The sequence below is a fragment of the Cellulomonas marina genome, assembly GCF_900111925.1.
GTDB lineage: Bacteria > Actinomycetota > Actinomycetes > Actinomycetales > Cellulomonadaceae > Cellulomonas > Cellulomonas marina.
On sequence record NZ_FOKA01000013.1, the window covers coordinates 97914 to 112708 of the forward strand.

14 protein-coding genes and 1 tRNA gene are annotated in these 14795 nt (G+C 75.2%); 4 read left to right on the forward strand and 11 right to left on the reverse strand.

All coding sequences use genetic code 11. The features are described 5' to 3' along the window. Positions 1 to 5 precede the first annotated feature (5 nt). Positions 6 to 1637: an ABC transporter substrate-binding protein gene (locus BM048_RS13965; protein ID WP_090034005.1), complete on the reverse strand. Its 1632-nt coding sequence runs from the start codon at positions 1635 to 1637 to the stop codon at positions 6 to 8. 248 nt (positions 1638 to 1885) lie between these two features. On the opposite strand from BM048_RS13965, the gene BM048_RS13970 reads away from it, so the two are divergent. Then, a complete protein-coding gene (locus BM048_RS13970) occupies positions 1886 to 2713 on the forward strand; it encodes a class I SAM-dependent methyltransferase (RefSeq protein WP_090033965.1) in 828 nt (275 codons plus the stop codon). Between the two features lie 73 nt (positions 2714 to 2786). Here BM048_RS13970 and polA read toward each other — a convergent pair whose 3' ends face one another. After that, positions 2787 to 5597 (reverse strand): DNA polymerase I, encoded by a 2811-nt coding sequence (gene polA, locus BM048_RS13975; RefSeq protein WP_090033967.1) that lies wholly within the window; start codon positions 5595 to 5597, stop codon positions 2787 to 2789. On the opposite strand from polA, the gene BM048_RS13980 reads away from it, so the two are divergent. Then, on the forward strand, positions 5596 to 6096 hold the full coding sequence (locus tag BM048_RS13980) for a PaaI family thioesterase (protein WP_090033968.1): 501 nt from the start codon (positions 5596 to 5598) through the stop codon (positions 6094 to 6096). The two genes, polA and BM048_RS13980, sit on opposite strands and share 2 nt — an antisense overlap. Here the strand turns inward: BM048_RS13980 and BM048_RS13985 are convergent. Next, positions 6012 to 6653: a GNAT family N-acetyltransferase gene (locus BM048_RS13985; protein WP_239078869.1), complete on the reverse strand. Its 642-nt coding sequence runs from the start codon at positions 6651 to 6653 to the stop codon at positions 6012 to 6014. The genes BM048_RS13980 and BM048_RS13985 overlap by 85 nt on opposite strands. A 188-nt stretch (positions 6654 to 6841) precedes the next feature. Continuing rightward, positions 6842 to 7480 (reverse strand): ANTAR domain-containing response regulator, encoded by a 639-nt coding sequence (locus BM048_RS13990; RefSeq protein ID WP_090034008.1) that lies wholly within the window; start codon positions 7478 to 7480, stop codon positions 6842 to 6844. A 132-nt stretch (positions 7481 to 7612) separates the two neighbouring features. On the opposite strand from BM048_RS13990, the gene BM048_RS13995 reads away from it, so the two are divergent. Further along, positions 7613 to 7685 (forward strand) — tRNA-Leu (locus BM048_RS13995). Positions 7686 to 7720: 35 nt separating this feature from the next. Here the strand turns inward: BM048_RS13995 and BM048_RS14000 are convergent. The 6 genes from BM048_RS14000 to BM048_RS14025 all read right to left on the reverse strand — a co-directional run bounded on the left by BM048_RS14000 (position 7721) and on the right by BM048_RS14025 (position 12265). Next, the gene (locus BM048_RS14000; RefSeq protein WP_090033969.1) at positions 7721 to 8269 is read right to left on the reverse strand and encodes a hypothetical protein; all 549 of its coding nucleotides are present in this window, start codon (positions 8267 to 8269) and stop codon (positions 7721 to 7723) included. Positions 8270 to 8675: 406 nt separating this feature from the next. After that, entirely contained in the window at positions 8676 to 9395 is a 720-nt protein-coding gene (locus tag BM048_RS14005) for an SDR family oxidoreductase (RefSeq protein ID WP_090033971.1), read from the reverse strand. Further along, positions 9395 to 10189: an SDR family NAD(P)-dependent oxidoreductase gene (locus BM048_RS14010; RefSeq protein WP_090033973.1), complete on the reverse strand. Its 795-nt coding sequence runs from the start codon at positions 10187 to 10189 to the stop codon at positions 9395 to 9397. The genes BM048_RS14005 and BM048_RS14010 overlap by 1 nt, the downstream gene beginning before the upstream one ends. A gap of 82 nt (positions 10190 to 10271) precedes the next feature. Beyond that, on the reverse strand, positions 10272 to 11258 hold the full coding sequence (locus BM048_RS14015) for a diacylglycerol/lipid kinase family protein (RefSeq protein ID WP_090033974.1): 987 nt from the start codon (positions 11256 to 11258) through the stop codon (positions 10272 to 10274). A 172-nt stretch (positions 11259 to 11430) separates the two neighbouring features. After that, positions 11431 to 11688 (reverse strand): hypothetical protein, encoded by a 258-nt coding sequence (locus BM048_RS14020; RefSeq protein WP_090033975.1) that lies wholly within the window; start codon positions 11686 to 11688, stop codon positions 11431 to 11433. A gap of 91 nt (positions 11689 to 11779) precedes the next feature. Further along, entirely contained in the window at positions 11780 to 12265 is a 486-nt protein-coding gene (locus tag BM048_RS14025; RefSeq protein WP_090033977.1) for a ScoMcrA-related endonuclease, read from the reverse strand. A 154-nt stretch (positions 12266 to 12419) separates the two neighbouring features. Between BM048_RS14025 and BM048_RS18275 the strand changes: the two genes are divergently transcribed. Continuing rightward, positions 12420 to 13394 carry a glycosyltransferase gene (locus BM048_RS18275; RefSeq protein ID WP_217644269.1) on the forward strand — a complete coding sequence of 325 codons (975 nt, stop codon included), beginning with the start codon at positions 12420 to 12422 and terminating at the stop codon, positions 13392 to 13394. On the opposite strand, the gene BM048_RS14035 is transcribed toward BM048_RS18275, so the two are convergent. Next, complete coding sequence (locus BM048_RS14035) at positions 13349 to 14674, reverse strand: ISL3 family transposase (protein WP_239079078.1); 1326 nt, start codon at positions 14672 to 14674, stop codon at positions 13349 to 13351. The two genes, BM048_RS18275 and BM048_RS14035, sit on opposite strands and share 46 nt — an antisense overlap. Positions 14675 to 14795: the final 121 nt, after the last annotated feature.

A 14795-nucleotide genomic window follows, 5' to 3' on the forward strand; every position in this document is an offset into this window, starting at 1 on the left:
GCGGCTCAGTCCCCCAGCGTGACGACGTTGTAGACCTCGTCCTGCACGGGCGACGCGGGGTAGCCCTGGACGTCGGGCTTGAACGCCAGCGACGGGACCGGGTGCGCGAGCGGGATGCCCGGCAGGAAGTCCATGATCGCCGCGTTGGCCGCCTCGTAGGCCGCGGTCTGCTCGTCGACGTCCGCCTGGTAGCGCGCGTCGCCGATCTGCTGGAACAGCTCGGGGTTGTCGAAGCCCCACTCGTTGGACGGGCCGCCGAAGAACACGCCGATGAAGTTGTACGTGTCGTTGTAGTCGCCGGTCCAGCCCAGCAGGTGCAGGCCGTGCTCCGTGCCGCCCTGGATGGTGTCGAGGTAGTCCGGGCTCCACGGCTGCGGCACGGGGTTGACGGTGATGCCGACGGCCTCGAGGTCCGCCGCGATGGCCGTGAACGTCTGCTCCGGCGTGGGCATGTAGGGCCGCGACACGTTCGTCGGGTAGTTGAAGTCGATCGTCAGGTCGGACTTGCCGGCCTCGGCGAGCAGCTCCTGCGCACGGTCGGGGTCGTACTCGTAGGTCGTGACCTCGTCGTTCCAGCCCGCGACCGACGGCGGGACGAAGTTCGTCGCCACCTCCGTGCCCTCGGGGAGGGTCTGCGCGACGAGCGCCTCCTTGTCGATCGCGTGCGCGATCGCCTGCCGGACGCGGATGTCGGCGAGGTCCGGGTCGGCCTGGTTCATGCCGAGGTACAGGACGTTGAAGGGGTCGCGGTTGACGATCTGGTACCCCTCCTCCTCGAGCGCGGCGACGTCCGCCGGCCCGACGAGGTCGTAGCCGTCGATGTCCCCGGCCTGCAGCGCCTGCCGGCGGGCGGTGGCGTCGGAGATGATCGGGAAGACGATGCGGCGGACCTGGCCCTGCTCGCCCCAGTAGTCCTCGTTGGCCGTGAGCACGACCTCCTCGCCCGGGCTCCAGGACTCGAACACGAACGGGCCCGTGCCGGTGGGGTGCGCCGTGGCGTACTCGGGCAGGACGGGCGCGTCGGCCTCGCCGCTGACGGCGTCGGCCTCGTACTCGGTCAGCGCGGTCGGCGACTGCATCGACAGCGCGGGCAGGGACAGCGCGGCGACGAGCTCCGGCAGCGGCGACTTGAGGTGGATCACCGCGGTTGCGGCGTCGGGCGCCGCGCACGACTCGTACTTGCCCGTGCCGTTGAGCTCGGGGACGTCGCTCGTCGCGAAGCCGCCGTTGACCTTGCCCCAGTAGTACGACAGGGACTCGGCCTGCAGGATGCCGGTGAAGTTGTTCCACCGGTCGAAGTTGAAGCACACGGCGTCCGCGTCGAACGGCGTGCCGTCGTGGAACTGCACGCCCTCCTTCAGCGTGAACGTGTAGTCCAGGCCGTCGTCGCTGACCTCCCACGACTCCGCCAGGAGCGGCGCCGGGTCGGCCGTGCCGGGCTCGACGCCCACGAGGCCCTCGAAGATCTGCCGGGCGACGCGGAACGACTCGCCGTCGCTGGCGAACGCGGGGTCGAGCGACGCGGGGTCGGACGACGCGGCGAAGATGAACGTGTCGCGGCCCTCACCGGCCGCCGCACCGGCGGTCGCGCCGTCGGCGGAGTCGCGGTCGCTCTCCGCGCACGCGGCGAGGACCATGCCCACCGCCAGGAGGCCGGCCGCGGCCTTCCACTGGGACTTCACCTGCTCCACCTCTCGTCGGGCGCCGGCGGGCACGGGCCGCCGGTCGCAGGGGGCCGACCCTAGGGGCAGCGCGTCACGGAATCGTTACGCGGTGGTACCTGTGTCGTGGTGCGGCGACGACTGTGACCGAATCGCAACCTTCGTCCGGTCCGTCCGCCCTCCGGCGCCGGACCCGGTCCGTCTCCGCACGTCAGGATGGGCGCGTGCCCGACGAGAGCCACCCGCCCGCCCTGCCGCCGCTCGCCGAGGCCGGCTACCGGTCCGTCCCCGACGCCGCCGGGGGCGCGGCCGCGCGCGGGTGGTGGGACGCCAACGCGGAGGAGTACCTGGCCGAGCACGGCGAGTTCCTCGGGTCGGCGGACCTGCTGTGGTGCCCCGAGGGGCTGCGCGAGTCCGACGCGCACCTGCTCGGCGACGTCGCGGGCGCCGTCGTCCTCGAGGTGGGCGCGGGCGCGGCGCAGGGGTCGCGGTGGCTGCGGGCGCGGGGTGCGCGAGCCGTCGCCACCGACGTCTCCGCCGGGATGCTGCGGGCCGGTCGGCGCCTCGACGCGCCCGGCGACGGCGGTCCCCCGCTCGTGCAGGCCGACGCGCGGGCGCTGCCGTTCGCCGACGGTGGCGTCGACGTGGCCTTCACGGCGTACGGCGCGCTGCCCTTCGTGCCCGACCCGGACCGGGTGCATGCGGAGGTGGCGCGCGTCCTGCGACCCGGCGGGCGGTGGGTGTTCTCGGTGACGCACCCGGTGCGCTGGGCGTTCCCCGACGTCCCGACGGCCGCCGGGCTGACCGTCGCGCGCTCGTACTTCGACCGGCGCCCGTACGTGGAGACCGCGGAGGACGGCACGGTGCTCTACGCCGAGTACCACCGCACGGTCGGCGACCACGTCGGGCTCCTCGTGGCTGCCGGCTTCGTGCTGGAGGCCCTCGTCGAGCCCGAGTGGCCGGCTGGGCACGACCGGGTCTGGGGCGGGTGGGGGCCGCAGCGCGCGTCCCTGCCCGGCACGGCCATCTTCTGCTGCCGCCTGCCCGGCTGACCCCCGGGCGACCCGCCGACCCCTTGCGCGGCCCACCGACCCGCGGACGCCCGGCCCGCGCCCGCCCCCGGCCTCAGTGACCGGCGGCGTGCCAGCTCGTCCCGATGCCGACGGACACGTCGAGGGGCACGTCGAGCGGGCCGTCGGGCAGGTGCTCCCCGGCACCCGCCATCTGCTCGCGCAGCAGCGCCTCGACGTCCTCCCGCTCGCCCGGCGCGACCTCGACGACGAGCTCGTCGTGCACCTGCAGCAGGATGCGGGAGCCCAGCCCCCGCGCGGCCAGCTCGCGGTCGACCCCGAGCATCGCGAGCTTGATGAGGTCGGCCGCACTGCCCTGGATCGGCGCGTTGAGGGCCATGCGCTCCGCGGCGTCGCGGCGCACGCGGTTGTCGCTCGTGAGGTCGGGCAGGTAGCGACGCCGGCCGAGCAGCGTGGCGGTGTAGCCCGTGGCGCGCGCCTGGTCGACGACCCCGTCGAGGTACTCGCGCACGCCGCCGAACCGCGAGAAGTAGTCGGTCATGAGGGCCGACGCCTCGGACGCCGGGATCGACAGCTGCTGCGAGAGCCCGTACGCCGACAGCCCGTAGGCCAGGCCGTAGCTCATCGCCTTGATCTTCGAGCGCATCGCCGGCGTCACCTCGTCGGTGGGCACCGAGAACACCCGCGAGCCGACGTAGGAGTGCAGGTCCTCGCCCGAGCGGAAGGCCGCGATGAGCCCCTCGTCGCCGGACAGGTGCGCCATGATCCGCATCTCGATCTGCGAGTAGTCCGCGGTCATCAGCGTCTCGTACCCCGGCCCGACGACGAAGGCGCGGCGGATCTGCCGGCCCGCGTCGGTGCGGATGGGGATGTTCTGCAGGTTGGGGTCGGTCGAGGAGAGCCGGCCCGTCGCCGCGATGGTCTGCTGGAAGGTCGAGTGGATCCGGCCGTCGGCAGCCACCGACCGGCGCAGCCCCTCGACGACCTGCCGCAGGCGGATCGCGTCGCGGTGGGCCAGCAGGTGCTCGAGGAACGGGTGCTGCGTGCGCGCGAACAGGTCCGTCAGCGCCGCCGCGTCGGTGGTGTACCCGGTCTTGTTGCGCTTGGTCCGGGGCATGTCGAGCTGGTCGAAGAGGACCTCCTGCAGCTGCTTGGGCGAGCCGAGGTTCACCTCCCGGCCGATCACGGCGTAGGCGTCGGCGGCGGCGGCGCGCACGTGCCCGTCGAACGACGCCTCCAGCTCGGCCAGCAGCTCCCCGTCGACCGCGATGCCCGTGCGCTCGAGCCGGGCGAGCACCCCGACGAGCGGCAGCTCGACCTCCGTCAAGAGCCGGCTCACGCCGCGGGCGGCGAGCTCGTCGCCCAGGGCCTCCACCAGGTCGCGCACGGCCGAGGCCCGCACGGCGGCGCGGCGCCCCTCCCCCACGCCGTCGAGCTCGAGGTCGAGGGCGCCCTGGGCGCCCTCCTCCTGCGCCGTCAGCTCGCGCCGCAGGTAGCCGACCGCGAGGTCCGGGAGGTCGTACGCGCGGCGGTCCGGCTGGCAGAGGTAGGCCGCGAGCTCCGTGTCGAAGGTGACGCCGCGCAGGTCGATGCCGCGGCCCGCCAGCGCGTGCCAGGCCGTCTTCGACGCATGGACCGACTTGGGGCTCGCGTCGTCCCCCAGCCAGGCCACGAGCGCGTCCTCGTCCGCCGGGTCGAGCGCGGACAGGTCGTAGGCGACCGCGCGGCCGGCGTCGTCCGCGATGGCCACGCCCCAGGCGTCGCCGCCGGCCGGTGCCCCGCTGCCCCGCACGTCGAGGCCGAGCACGTCGCCCCGGCGCTCCGCCAGCCACGCCCCGAGCTCCCCCGCGCCCGTCTCGACGAGCTCCAGCGCGGCCACCGTGGCCTCGACGGCCGCGTCGCCCTCCGTCGGCAGCATGGCGAACAGGCGGTCGCGCAGCGTGCGGAACTCGAGCTCGTCCAGCAGCTCGTGCAGCGCCTGGCGGTCCCACGGCCGCACGGCGAGGTCCTGCGGTCCGAGCGGCAGCTCGACGTCGGTCAGCAGCGCGTTCAGCCGACGGTTCAGGGCCACCTGGTCCGCGTTCGCCCGCAGGGACTCACCCGCCTTGCCGCTGAGGGAGCCCGCCGCTGCGAGCACCCCCTCGAGCCCGTCGTGCTGGACGATCCACTTCGCCGCGGTCTTCGGCCCGACACCCGGCACGCCCGGCAGGTTGTCACTCGTCTCCCCCACGAGGGCCGCGAGGTCCGGGTAGCGCTCGGGCGGGACGCCGTACTTGGCCTCCACCGCCTCCGGCGTCATGCGCGTCAGCTCGGACACCCCGCGGATCGGGTACAGCACGGTCACGTGCGGCCGGACGAGCTGGAAGGCGTCGCGGTCCCCCGTGCAGACGAGCACCTCCAGCCCGGCGGCGGCCGCCTGCCCGGCCAGCGTGGCGAGGACGTCGTCCGCCTCGACGCCGGGCTTCTTGAGGACCGGGATGTGCATGGTCTCCAGCAGCCGCTCGACGACGGCGACCTGGCCGCGGAACGGCTCCGGCGTGGCGTTGCGCGTGCCCTTGTACTCCGCGTACTCCTCCGTGCGGAAGGTCGACCGGCCGGCGTCGAAGGCGACGGCCACGTGCGTCGGCTCCTCGTCGCGCAGCAGGTTGGCGAGCATCGAGACGAAGCCGAAGACCGCGTTCGTCGGCTGCCCCGTCGACGTGGCGAACTTGTCGACCGGCAGGGCGAAGAAGGCGCGGTACGCCATGGAGTGGCCGTCGATGAGGAGGAGCCGTCCGGCCGACCCCGGCGTCGGCGCCGTCCCGTCGGCAGGGGCGTCGGCAGAGGGCGTCAGCGGGTCCGTCTGCGGGTCGCTCAGCGCGGCGGAGGGGGGTGCGTCGGTCACGGGTGCCAACCTAGCCGCCATGTCCGACACCGCCCCTGCTGCCGTCCCCGCCCCCCTGCCCGAGGGCACGACGCCCGGCCCCACGACCAGCACGACGACCGGCCCGACGACCGGCCCGACGACCAGATCGGCGACGAGCCCGACCACGAGGGGCACGCTGATCGAGCGCATGGGCATCGAGGTGCGCGAGGTGGCGCCGGACCGCGCGGTGGCGACGATGCCCGTCGCCGGCAACACCCAGCCCCACGGGTTGCTGCACGGAGGGGCGTCGGGCGTCCTCGTCGAGACCGTCGGCTCGCTGGCCGCGCAGGAGCACGCGGGCGCCGGGCGGCGGGCGGTCGGCATCGAGCTGTCGGTGACCCACCACCGCTCGGCGTCGGAGGGCGTGGTCACGGGCACGGCGACGGCCGTGCACCGCGGCGGGACGCTGGCGACCTACGAGGTGACGGTGGAGGACGCGTCCGGGCGCAGGGTCGCGACGGGGAGGCTGACCTGCATGCTCCTCGACGCGCGCGCCTGACGGCGGGCCTCCAGGACGCCGAGCAGCCGCGTGTGGCGGTTGCCGGCGCCCGTCGGGACGGCCAGGGCGTCCTGCGCGAGCCGCCGCTGCAGCACGCCCGTCGTCGCCACGCGGTGCCCGGCCGCGGGCGAGAAGCCGAGCCGGGCGAGGAACCGCTGCATGCTGCGGGCGCCGGGCAGCCCGGCGCAGAACACCTCGGTGGCCCCGCTGGCGGCCGCCACGTCCGCCGCCCCGGCCATGAGCGCGTGCCCGAGACCGCGCCGGCGCGCCTCCGCCGCGACGTAGATGGTCTCGACCTCGAGGACGACGGCGTCCGAGAAGGGGGACGGCCCCACCACGCGCGCGAGCAGCATCCCCAGGGGGTGCCCGTCGACGCTCACGACCAGCCCGCGACCGCCCGGTGAGCCGAGGTACGCCCCGAGCTGGGCACGCAGCCGGTCGGGGTCACCGGTGCACACCTGCGCGCCGGCGGCCTCCTCACGCCCCGCGAGGGCGAGGCGGACGACGTCGTCGAGGTCCTCGGACCGGACAGGGAGCACCACCGGGGCGGGACGCACGCAGCACCTCCGTCAGAGCACGTGGCTGGACCTGGACTGGCGTCCCTGCCCCCTGCAGGACGTCGGCGCTGACGATGATGACCGAGCGCGGCCACCACCGACCAGCGCCGTCCACCGCTGTCACACCTCAAGCGGACATTTCACCCGGCCGGGTGACCGGTCGGCCGCGACCGACGCGGTCCCGACCGTCAGGCGGCGCCGCCGACCTGGTCGATGACGGCGTCCGCGACCTCGCGCATCGTGAGGCGGCGGTCCATCGACGTCTTCTGGATCCAGCGGAACGCCTCCGGCTCCGTCAGCCCCATCTTCGTCATGAGGAGGCCCTTGGCGCGGTCCACGCGCTTGCGGGTCTCGAAGCGCTCGGCGAGGTCCGCGACCTCGGACTCCAGCGCGGTGATCTGCGCGTAGCGCGAGATCGCGATCTCGACGGCCGGAAGGAGGTCGGCCGGGCTGAACGGCTTGATGACGTACGCCATCGCGCCCGCGTCCCGCGCCCGCTCGACGAGCTCCGTCTGCGAGAAGGCCGTCAGCAGCACGACCGGGGCCAGGTGCGCCTTGCCGATGCGCTCGGCGGCGGAGATGCCGTCGAGGTTGGGCATCTTGACGTCCATGACGACGACGTCGGGCTTGAGCTCGGTGACGAGGGCCACCGCCTGCTCGCCGTCGCCCGCCTCCCCGACGACGTCGAAGCCCGCCTCACGCAGCGTCTCCACGACGTCCATGCGGATGAGGGCCTCGTCCTCCGCGACGACGGCGCGGCGCTTCGGACGGGTGCCGGTCGCGGGCGCCTCGGGGGCGGGGCCGGCCGACGGCTTGACGTCGACCACGACGTCCGGGTTCTTCTCGCTGCTCACGCGGACATCGTAGTGGTGCCCGGCCGCGGCCCGCGGTGCGGCGCGGGCCACACCGGTCCCGGCGCTCCGCGGGGCACGGCCGGGCGCCGGTATCGTTGCTGGCCGGCCCCGATAGCCCAACGGCAGAGGCGTTCGGCTCAAACCCGATCCAGTGTGGGTTCGAATCCCACTCGGGGCACATCAGCCGGAGCATCGACGTGCATCGACGTGCCGTCACGGCCCCGGACAGGTGAGCGGGTCGGGCTGATCGGTGATGGGTGCACCCTGCGGGTAGGCGCTCCACAGCCGGAGACGAGCGGTGTCGCCCTCCCAGCGCAGCGAGTAGGTCCCCGCGGCGATCGGCGGGTACCCGTCGTCCGCCCCGTACGTCGTCTGCGGATCGTCCAGGACCCGCTGCCCGGGCGCCAGCACGAACACGTCGCCGCCGCCGAGTAGCAGGAAGGAGATCTCCTTGACGACGACCCGGCACCCGCCGGGTCCGGCGGGCTCCGGCACGCTCCAGCACGCCGCCCACCCCAGGAACGCGACCCACCCGGCGGACGCCCATGCCACCGCCACCACCACCGCCAGCAGCGCCCGCGGCACCCAGCTGCGCAGCGGGGCCAGTGCCGAGGCGACCGCGGACGCCACCGGGACCAGGACGGCCAGGGTGAGGGCCGGCACCTCGGGCCGTAGCACCCACGAACCCAGGACGACGGTGGGCAGCCGTTCCCCGACGAGCGCCAGGCCGACGGCGAGGGCGGCGCCGAGCACGGCGCCCACACGCAAGGACTCCGCTGCCCGCGGGTGTTCCCGCCTGCTCCGCCGAGGACCGGCGCCCGGGACCGCGTCGAACGGTGAGGAGGTCATCCGGGGAGCGTAGGGAGCAGGGCCGCTGCACCCGTCGCCGCCCGCAGCAGCCCCTCCGGACCGACACAGGGCGCTCACGACTCCCCTGCCCGCGCTGGTGCAGCCGCCGAGGCCTACCCGTGCCCGGCCGACCGCCGCCGCGGGATCACCGACGCGCCGACCGGTCGCCGGGTCCGTCGACCGGGTCCGCCTGCGGCGGGGCGGACCGGCAGCCGGCCTCCTCACGGGCCGCGAAGTCACGGGTCGTGGCGCCCCGGGGCGGGGACGTCCGCGGTGCGGAACGACTGCCGACCGGGCGACGCGACCACCCGGGCAGGGGTCAGACCTGCGCGACGGGGCTGATGACGAGCTCGTCGACGCGGACCCCGGGAGGCGACGCGAGCACGAAGGCCACGGCACGCCCCACGTCCTCCGGCCGGAGCATGACGGACCGCGCCGACTCGTCGGGGACCTGCGGACGCAGGGCGAGGAACTCCGTGTCCACGTCGCCCGGGCACAGGTGGCAGGCACGGACGCCGTGCGCGGCCTCCTGCGCGTTGAGCGTCTGGCACAGCGCGCGCAGGGCGCTCTTGCTCGCGCTGTAGGCCACTCCGGCGTAGGGCGTGAAGCGCCAGGCCGAGTACGACGACACGACGACGACCTGCCCGCCCGCGACGCGCAGGTCGGGCAGCACGGCGTCGACCACCAGGACGGCGGCGGTGAGGTTCGTGTCGAGGACCGCGCGCACCTCGTCGGTCGACTGGTCGGCCCACGTGCGGCGCGGCGTGTTGAGACCCGCCGAGAGGACCACGTCGTCCACCCGGCCCCACGCCGACCGCAGGGTGGCGTGCGCACGGGCGACGGCGTCGCCGTCCCGCGCGTCCAGCGGCAGCACCAGCGCCTCGCCGCCGGCGCTCTCCACGAGCCGCGCCGTCTCCTCCAGCCGGTCCTGGCGCCGGCCGCTGAGCGCGACGCGGCGTCCGCCGGCGCACGCGACGGCCGCCGCCCGGCCCATGCCGCTGCCGGCACCGGTGACCCACAGCACCCGCGCGTCCGCCATCAGCGCAGCCCCGCGATCTCGTAGGCGCGCTGGGGGAGCTGGGTGGCGAGCTTGCCGCCGCTCACGTCGACGAGGGTGCCGGTGATGTAGCGCGCCGCGTCGCTGGCGAGGAAGCACAGCAGGTCGCAGACCTCCTGCGGCTCGCCCCACCGCCGCAGCGTCAGCGTGTCCAGGAGCCGGTCCTGGGTGGCCTGGTCCTTCTCGCGGAAGCCGTTGAGCTCCGTCGGCACCATGCCGGGCGCGTAGGCGTTGACGGTGACGCCCCACGGGCCGAGCTCTCCGGCGAGGACGCGGGTGAGCTGCACGACGGCGGCCTTCGACGCCGCGTACGCCGCGCTGCCCACGCTCGGGACGATCGCGGCGAACGACGCCGCGTTGAGGATGCGGCCGCCGCCCTGGCGCTTCATCGCCGGCATGACCGCCCGGCACGTGCGGACCGTGCCGGTGACGTTGACGTCGAGCACGGTGGTCCACGTCGAGGCGTCGACCTCCTCGACGAGCCCCTCGCCGAGCACCCCGGCGTTGTTCACGAGCACGTCGACGCGGCCGAAGCGCTCGAGCGCGGCGTCGACCGCGGCCTGCACGGAGGCGTCCGACCGGACGTCGCAGGCCAGGGCCAGCGACGTGGTGCCCGCGTCCGCCGCCGCCGGCTCGGCCCACCCGACGGCCGCGGCGTCGACGTCCGTGGCGACGACGAGCGCCCGTTCCCGCAGGAAGGTCTCCGCGACCGCGCGGCCGATGCCGCGGCCCGCACCGGTCACGAGGACGACCCTGCCCTGCAGATCCAGCTCCATGCCCGCCCACTGTGCCATGCGACGCGCACGGGCGGGCCGTGCACCGGACGCGTGCACGGGTGGTGCGACGAGCCGGCCCGTCCTACAGGCGCTCGGACCCCTCGCTGAGGTCCTCGCTCCGCTCGGGCTGCGGCACGCACAGGTCCAGCGCCGCGGGGCTGATGCTCACCTCGAGCACGCGGCCGCGCTCGATGACGTCGCCGTCGAGCTGGCGCCGGTGCGGCTCGGTCGCCACCACCCGGACGTGCGAGGCGCGGAACGTCTCCAGGTGCGGCACGTGCTTCCGCCGCCGGGCCACGCCCCACGCCGTACCGGCCCAGTCGCCCAGCGTGCGCGGCGCCAGGACCGCGACCTCCATCTGCCCGTTGTCGGGCTCCGCGTCCGCGAGGAGCAGCACCCCGCCCTGCAGCCGTCCCACGTTCCCCACGACGACGGAACGGACGCGCCGGCGCATCGGCGGTCGGTCGTCGAGCTCGATGCGGACGTCGATGCGGTGCCGGCGCAGGTGCTTGAGCGCGGACACCACGTAGGCGGCCGGGCCGAAGCGGGCCTTGAGCTGCGTCGACGCGTCGTCGAGCAGCGCGGCGTCGAAGCCGATCCCGGCCATCACGGCGAAGGCCTGCCCGTCGACGTACCCGACGTCGATACGGCGGCGGCCGCGCTCGACGACGACCCGTACGCCGGCGGCGGGGTCGTCGGGCAGCCCGAGGTTCGTCGCCAGCAGGTTGCCCGTGCCCGCGGGCAGCACGGCCAGCGCGCCGGGGCCGCCGGCGAGGCCTTCGATGCAGGACCGGACGGTCCCGTCGCCGCCGCACGCGAAGACCACCTGGGCGCCGTCCGCGACGGCCTGCCGAGCCTGCCCGGCGCCGGGGTCGTCCTCGGTCGTCTCGATCCAGCGGGGCGCGGGCCAGCCCGCGGCAGCCAGGGCCTCCTCGACGACGCGGCGGCGCTCGTCGAGGCCCTCGACGCGGACGGGGTTGTACACGACGGCGGTGCGCAGCGGGCCGGCCGTGGCGTCACCGGTCCGTACGTCCTGGCTCGTCGTGCTCGTACCTGTCCCGTCGCCCATCGCGGCTGCCCCTCCCCGTGCGGCCCGGCCGTGGGGCCGGCGTGCGCCACCGGCGGTGGTCGCGTGCGGGACCACAGTGGTGGTGCGGGCGGCGGCGGGCAACCGCTCGGCGGTGCGTCCGCCGGTCGGGGGACGACGGTCCCGTCGGCGCGGCCCGAGGACCGGCCGACGCTCAGAGGACGGGGCTGAGCACCTCGTCGGGCACCGGCGCGGCGGACGCCAGCGCGTGCAGCTGCCAGACGCACGCCACGGCGAGCCCCGTGGCCGATGCCAGGGCGACGAGCGCGGTCGGGGCCGGCGCGACGAGCGCCCAGGCGGCACAGGCGACGACGGCCGTGACGCACGCGCCCAGCAGCGCGAGCGTGCCGCGGACCTCGACGACCGCGAGGGTCCCCACGGAGGCGGCGGCGAGCCAGAGCACGACGAGCACGGAGACGATCCTGGCCGCCCCGGACGTCGCCGCCCAGGTCGCGCAGGTGAACAGCGGACGACGAACGAACAGCGGACGACGAACCGGTGCGTCAGCCGCAGTCGTCGCAGATGCCGGTGGCGGGGAGCGTCATGGCGCACGTCGGGCAGATGGCGGCCACCCGCTCGGTCGCCGCCCGGCGTGCGGGCGACGGGGCCGCCGTCCGGGTGCCGGACGTGCGGGTGCCGGGCGTGCGGGTGCCGGCCGTGCGGCGCGCGGGGGCGGACCGGGTCACGGCGGCGGCGGGACGGGCGGCCAGGGCGGGTTCGGCGACCTCGAAGCCCCGTCGGCGGAGGATCGCGAGGGCCGTCGGCAGCCCGTTGGTCACCTCCTCGGGCGTCGCGAGGCGTCCGGTGGCGTACCGGTGCGCGACACCCAGCACGGCGACGGCGTCGTACCGCTCCCCCTCGTGCACGACGGCGTAGCCCGAAGGGGCACCGAACCCGTAGGTCGACGCGAAGTCGTCCGCGCCCAGCCGCGCGTGCTCGGCGAGGGCGGCCAGGACGTGCTGCTGCTGCAGGGAGGAGAACGTCGCCACAGGACGAGCCTACGAGGTCACCCGGACGGGTCATGGACGGCGGCGGCAGGGTGACGTGAGGCGCCGGGTCCCGCGCTCACGGCTAGCGTGGGACCCAGGGGGAGCCCACGGGTCCGATGGAGGTCGCATGCCGCGCTCGTCGCGAGGCCCGGCCGTGTCGGTCGTCGTCCCCACCTACCAGCGCCGCGACCTCCTCCCCCGGGTGCTCCGTCCCCTGCTCGCGGACCCCGCGCTGCACGAGCTCGTCGTCGTCGTCGACGGCTCCACGGACGGCACCGCGGAGCTGCTCGCCCGGGCGCGCGCCGCCGACCCCCGCGTCCGTCCGGTCCTGCAGCCGAACCGCGGGCTCGCCGCGGCGCGGCAGCGCGGTGCGGAGGAGGCGACGGGCGACCTCCTGCTCCTGCTCGACGACGACGTCCTCCCCGGTCCCGGGCTGCCCGGCGCGCACGCCGCCGCGCACGCGCGGGCCGACGACCCGTGCCTCGTGCTCGTCGGGCACATGCCCAACGACCCCCGGCGCGTGCCCCGCGAGCGGCGCGCGGTCGCCGAGATGTACGCCCGCGCCTACGCGGCCGCGAGCGCCGGGTGGGAGGCGGGCGACGACGTGCTGCTGCACTTCTGGGCCGGCCACTTCTCGCTGCGCCGGGACGCCGCGCTGCGGATCGGGCTCGCGACCCCGGGCGACGAGGTCTACCGCCGGCAGGAGGACCGCGACTTCGGCATGCGCGCCCTCGCCGCCGGCTACCGGGGCGTCTTCGACCGGGGGCTGCACGCCGAGCACCTGTTCGAGCGCGGGATGGCGGCCTGGCGGCGGGAGTGCTTCGAGACGGGAGCCCACCGCTCCCACCTCGAGCGCGTGCACCACGAGGTGCTGGGGGTGAGCGGGGGTGCCGTGCCGCGGGGGGTCACGCACCGGCGCCGGCCCCTGGCCCTCGCCCTGGGGGTGGTGGCGCAGGCGGTGGCGACGACACCGGTCGCGGGCACCGTCGTCGACGCCGCGGTGGGCGCCCACGCCCTCGTCACCCGGGTGCCGGGCACGGGCGCGCCGGCCCGTTTCCTGGCTCTTCGGACATCTGGTGGGGTTCAGGCGTTGAGGCCGCCGGCGGCGAGGAGCATGCGGAGTCGGTAGTTGTCGCGGTTGCGGTAGCCGCGGGCGATGCGGCGGTGGAGTTCGATGATGCCGTTCACGGCTTCGGTGCCGCCGTTGTTGGCGCGGTCGGTGGTGAAGTAGGCCAGAAACGCTTGTTGCCAGCGGCGCAGGGTCCGTCCCAGGCGGGCGACCTCGGCGATGGGGCAGGTGTGGAACGAGGCCAGGATCTTCTCGGCGCGGCGCCGTCCCTCGGCGGTGTCCTTGGTGCGGTAGGCCGCGCGCAGGTCCTGGGCGCACCGCCAGGCGATGTAGACCTCCTCGTGGGCGTCATCGGCGGTGATCGCGACCTCGAGGCGGTGCAGCTGCTTGTCGGTCAGGTTCTCGGCGCCGGCGCGCAGGAGGGTCTGGATGCCGTACAGGGGGTCGCCCTTGCGGCCGCGGTGCCCGGTCGTGGCCTGCTGGACGCGGCGGCGGACTTCGTCGACGACCTGGGTGCCGAGCTTGACGACGTGAAACGCGTCCAGCACGGCGACCGCGTCGGCGAGCTCGGCGTCCAGGGCGGCCTTGTAGCCGCCGAAGGGGTCTAGCGCGGCGACCTGGACCCCGTCGCGGAAGGTGGCTCCGCGGTCGGTGAGCCAGTCGGCGTAGGCCTTCTTGGACCGGCCCGGGACCAGGTCCAGCAGGCGGGCACGGACCCGCCACCGTCCGTGTTCGTCCTGATGGCGGGTCAGGTCGACCATCCCGGTGAGCTCCTTGGGCCCACGTCGGCGGGTGTCGCCGTGATGCCAGATGTGCTCGTCGACGCCCAGAGAGGTGACGCCGGTGAACCGTGCCGGGTCCTCGGCCCGGGCCTGCAGCCGCGGCCGGACCGCGCGCCACAACGTCTTCCACGCCACCGCGAGCCGGCGCGCCAGACCCGACACGCAGGCGTGCTCGCGGCGCAGCTGGGCGATGGCCCAGGTCACCGCCCGGCACGTCAGCGACCCGCGGGCGGGGACCAGGTCGGGCAGCTGCTCGGTGAACGACCCGACCGGGCAGCCGGGGTCCGGGCACCGCCAGGTCCGCTGCCGCCACCGCAGCACGACGGGCACCTCGCCCGGCACGTCGTGCAGCACCCGGATCTTGCGGCCCCGGCCGACGGCGACGACGCCGCACCGCGGGCACCCCATCAGACCGGGCGGGGAAGAGACCGTCACCGTCAGCAACGTCGGTGATCGTTCGACGGCCTCGACCTGAACGACGTCCAGGCCCAGCAGCACGTCACATCGCGAACAGGGGTCGGTAGAAGGCGCGCTCGAGCACGCCGTAGCGTTGGACACGGTCGAGGTCTCCGCAGGGACGGTTTGCTTGGTCGCTGCTGATCCTCGGGGACCTCGACCCCCTCACCCCTGCACCTGACTCACCGGCGAGCCGTCACCCCCACCGGATGTCCGAAGAACC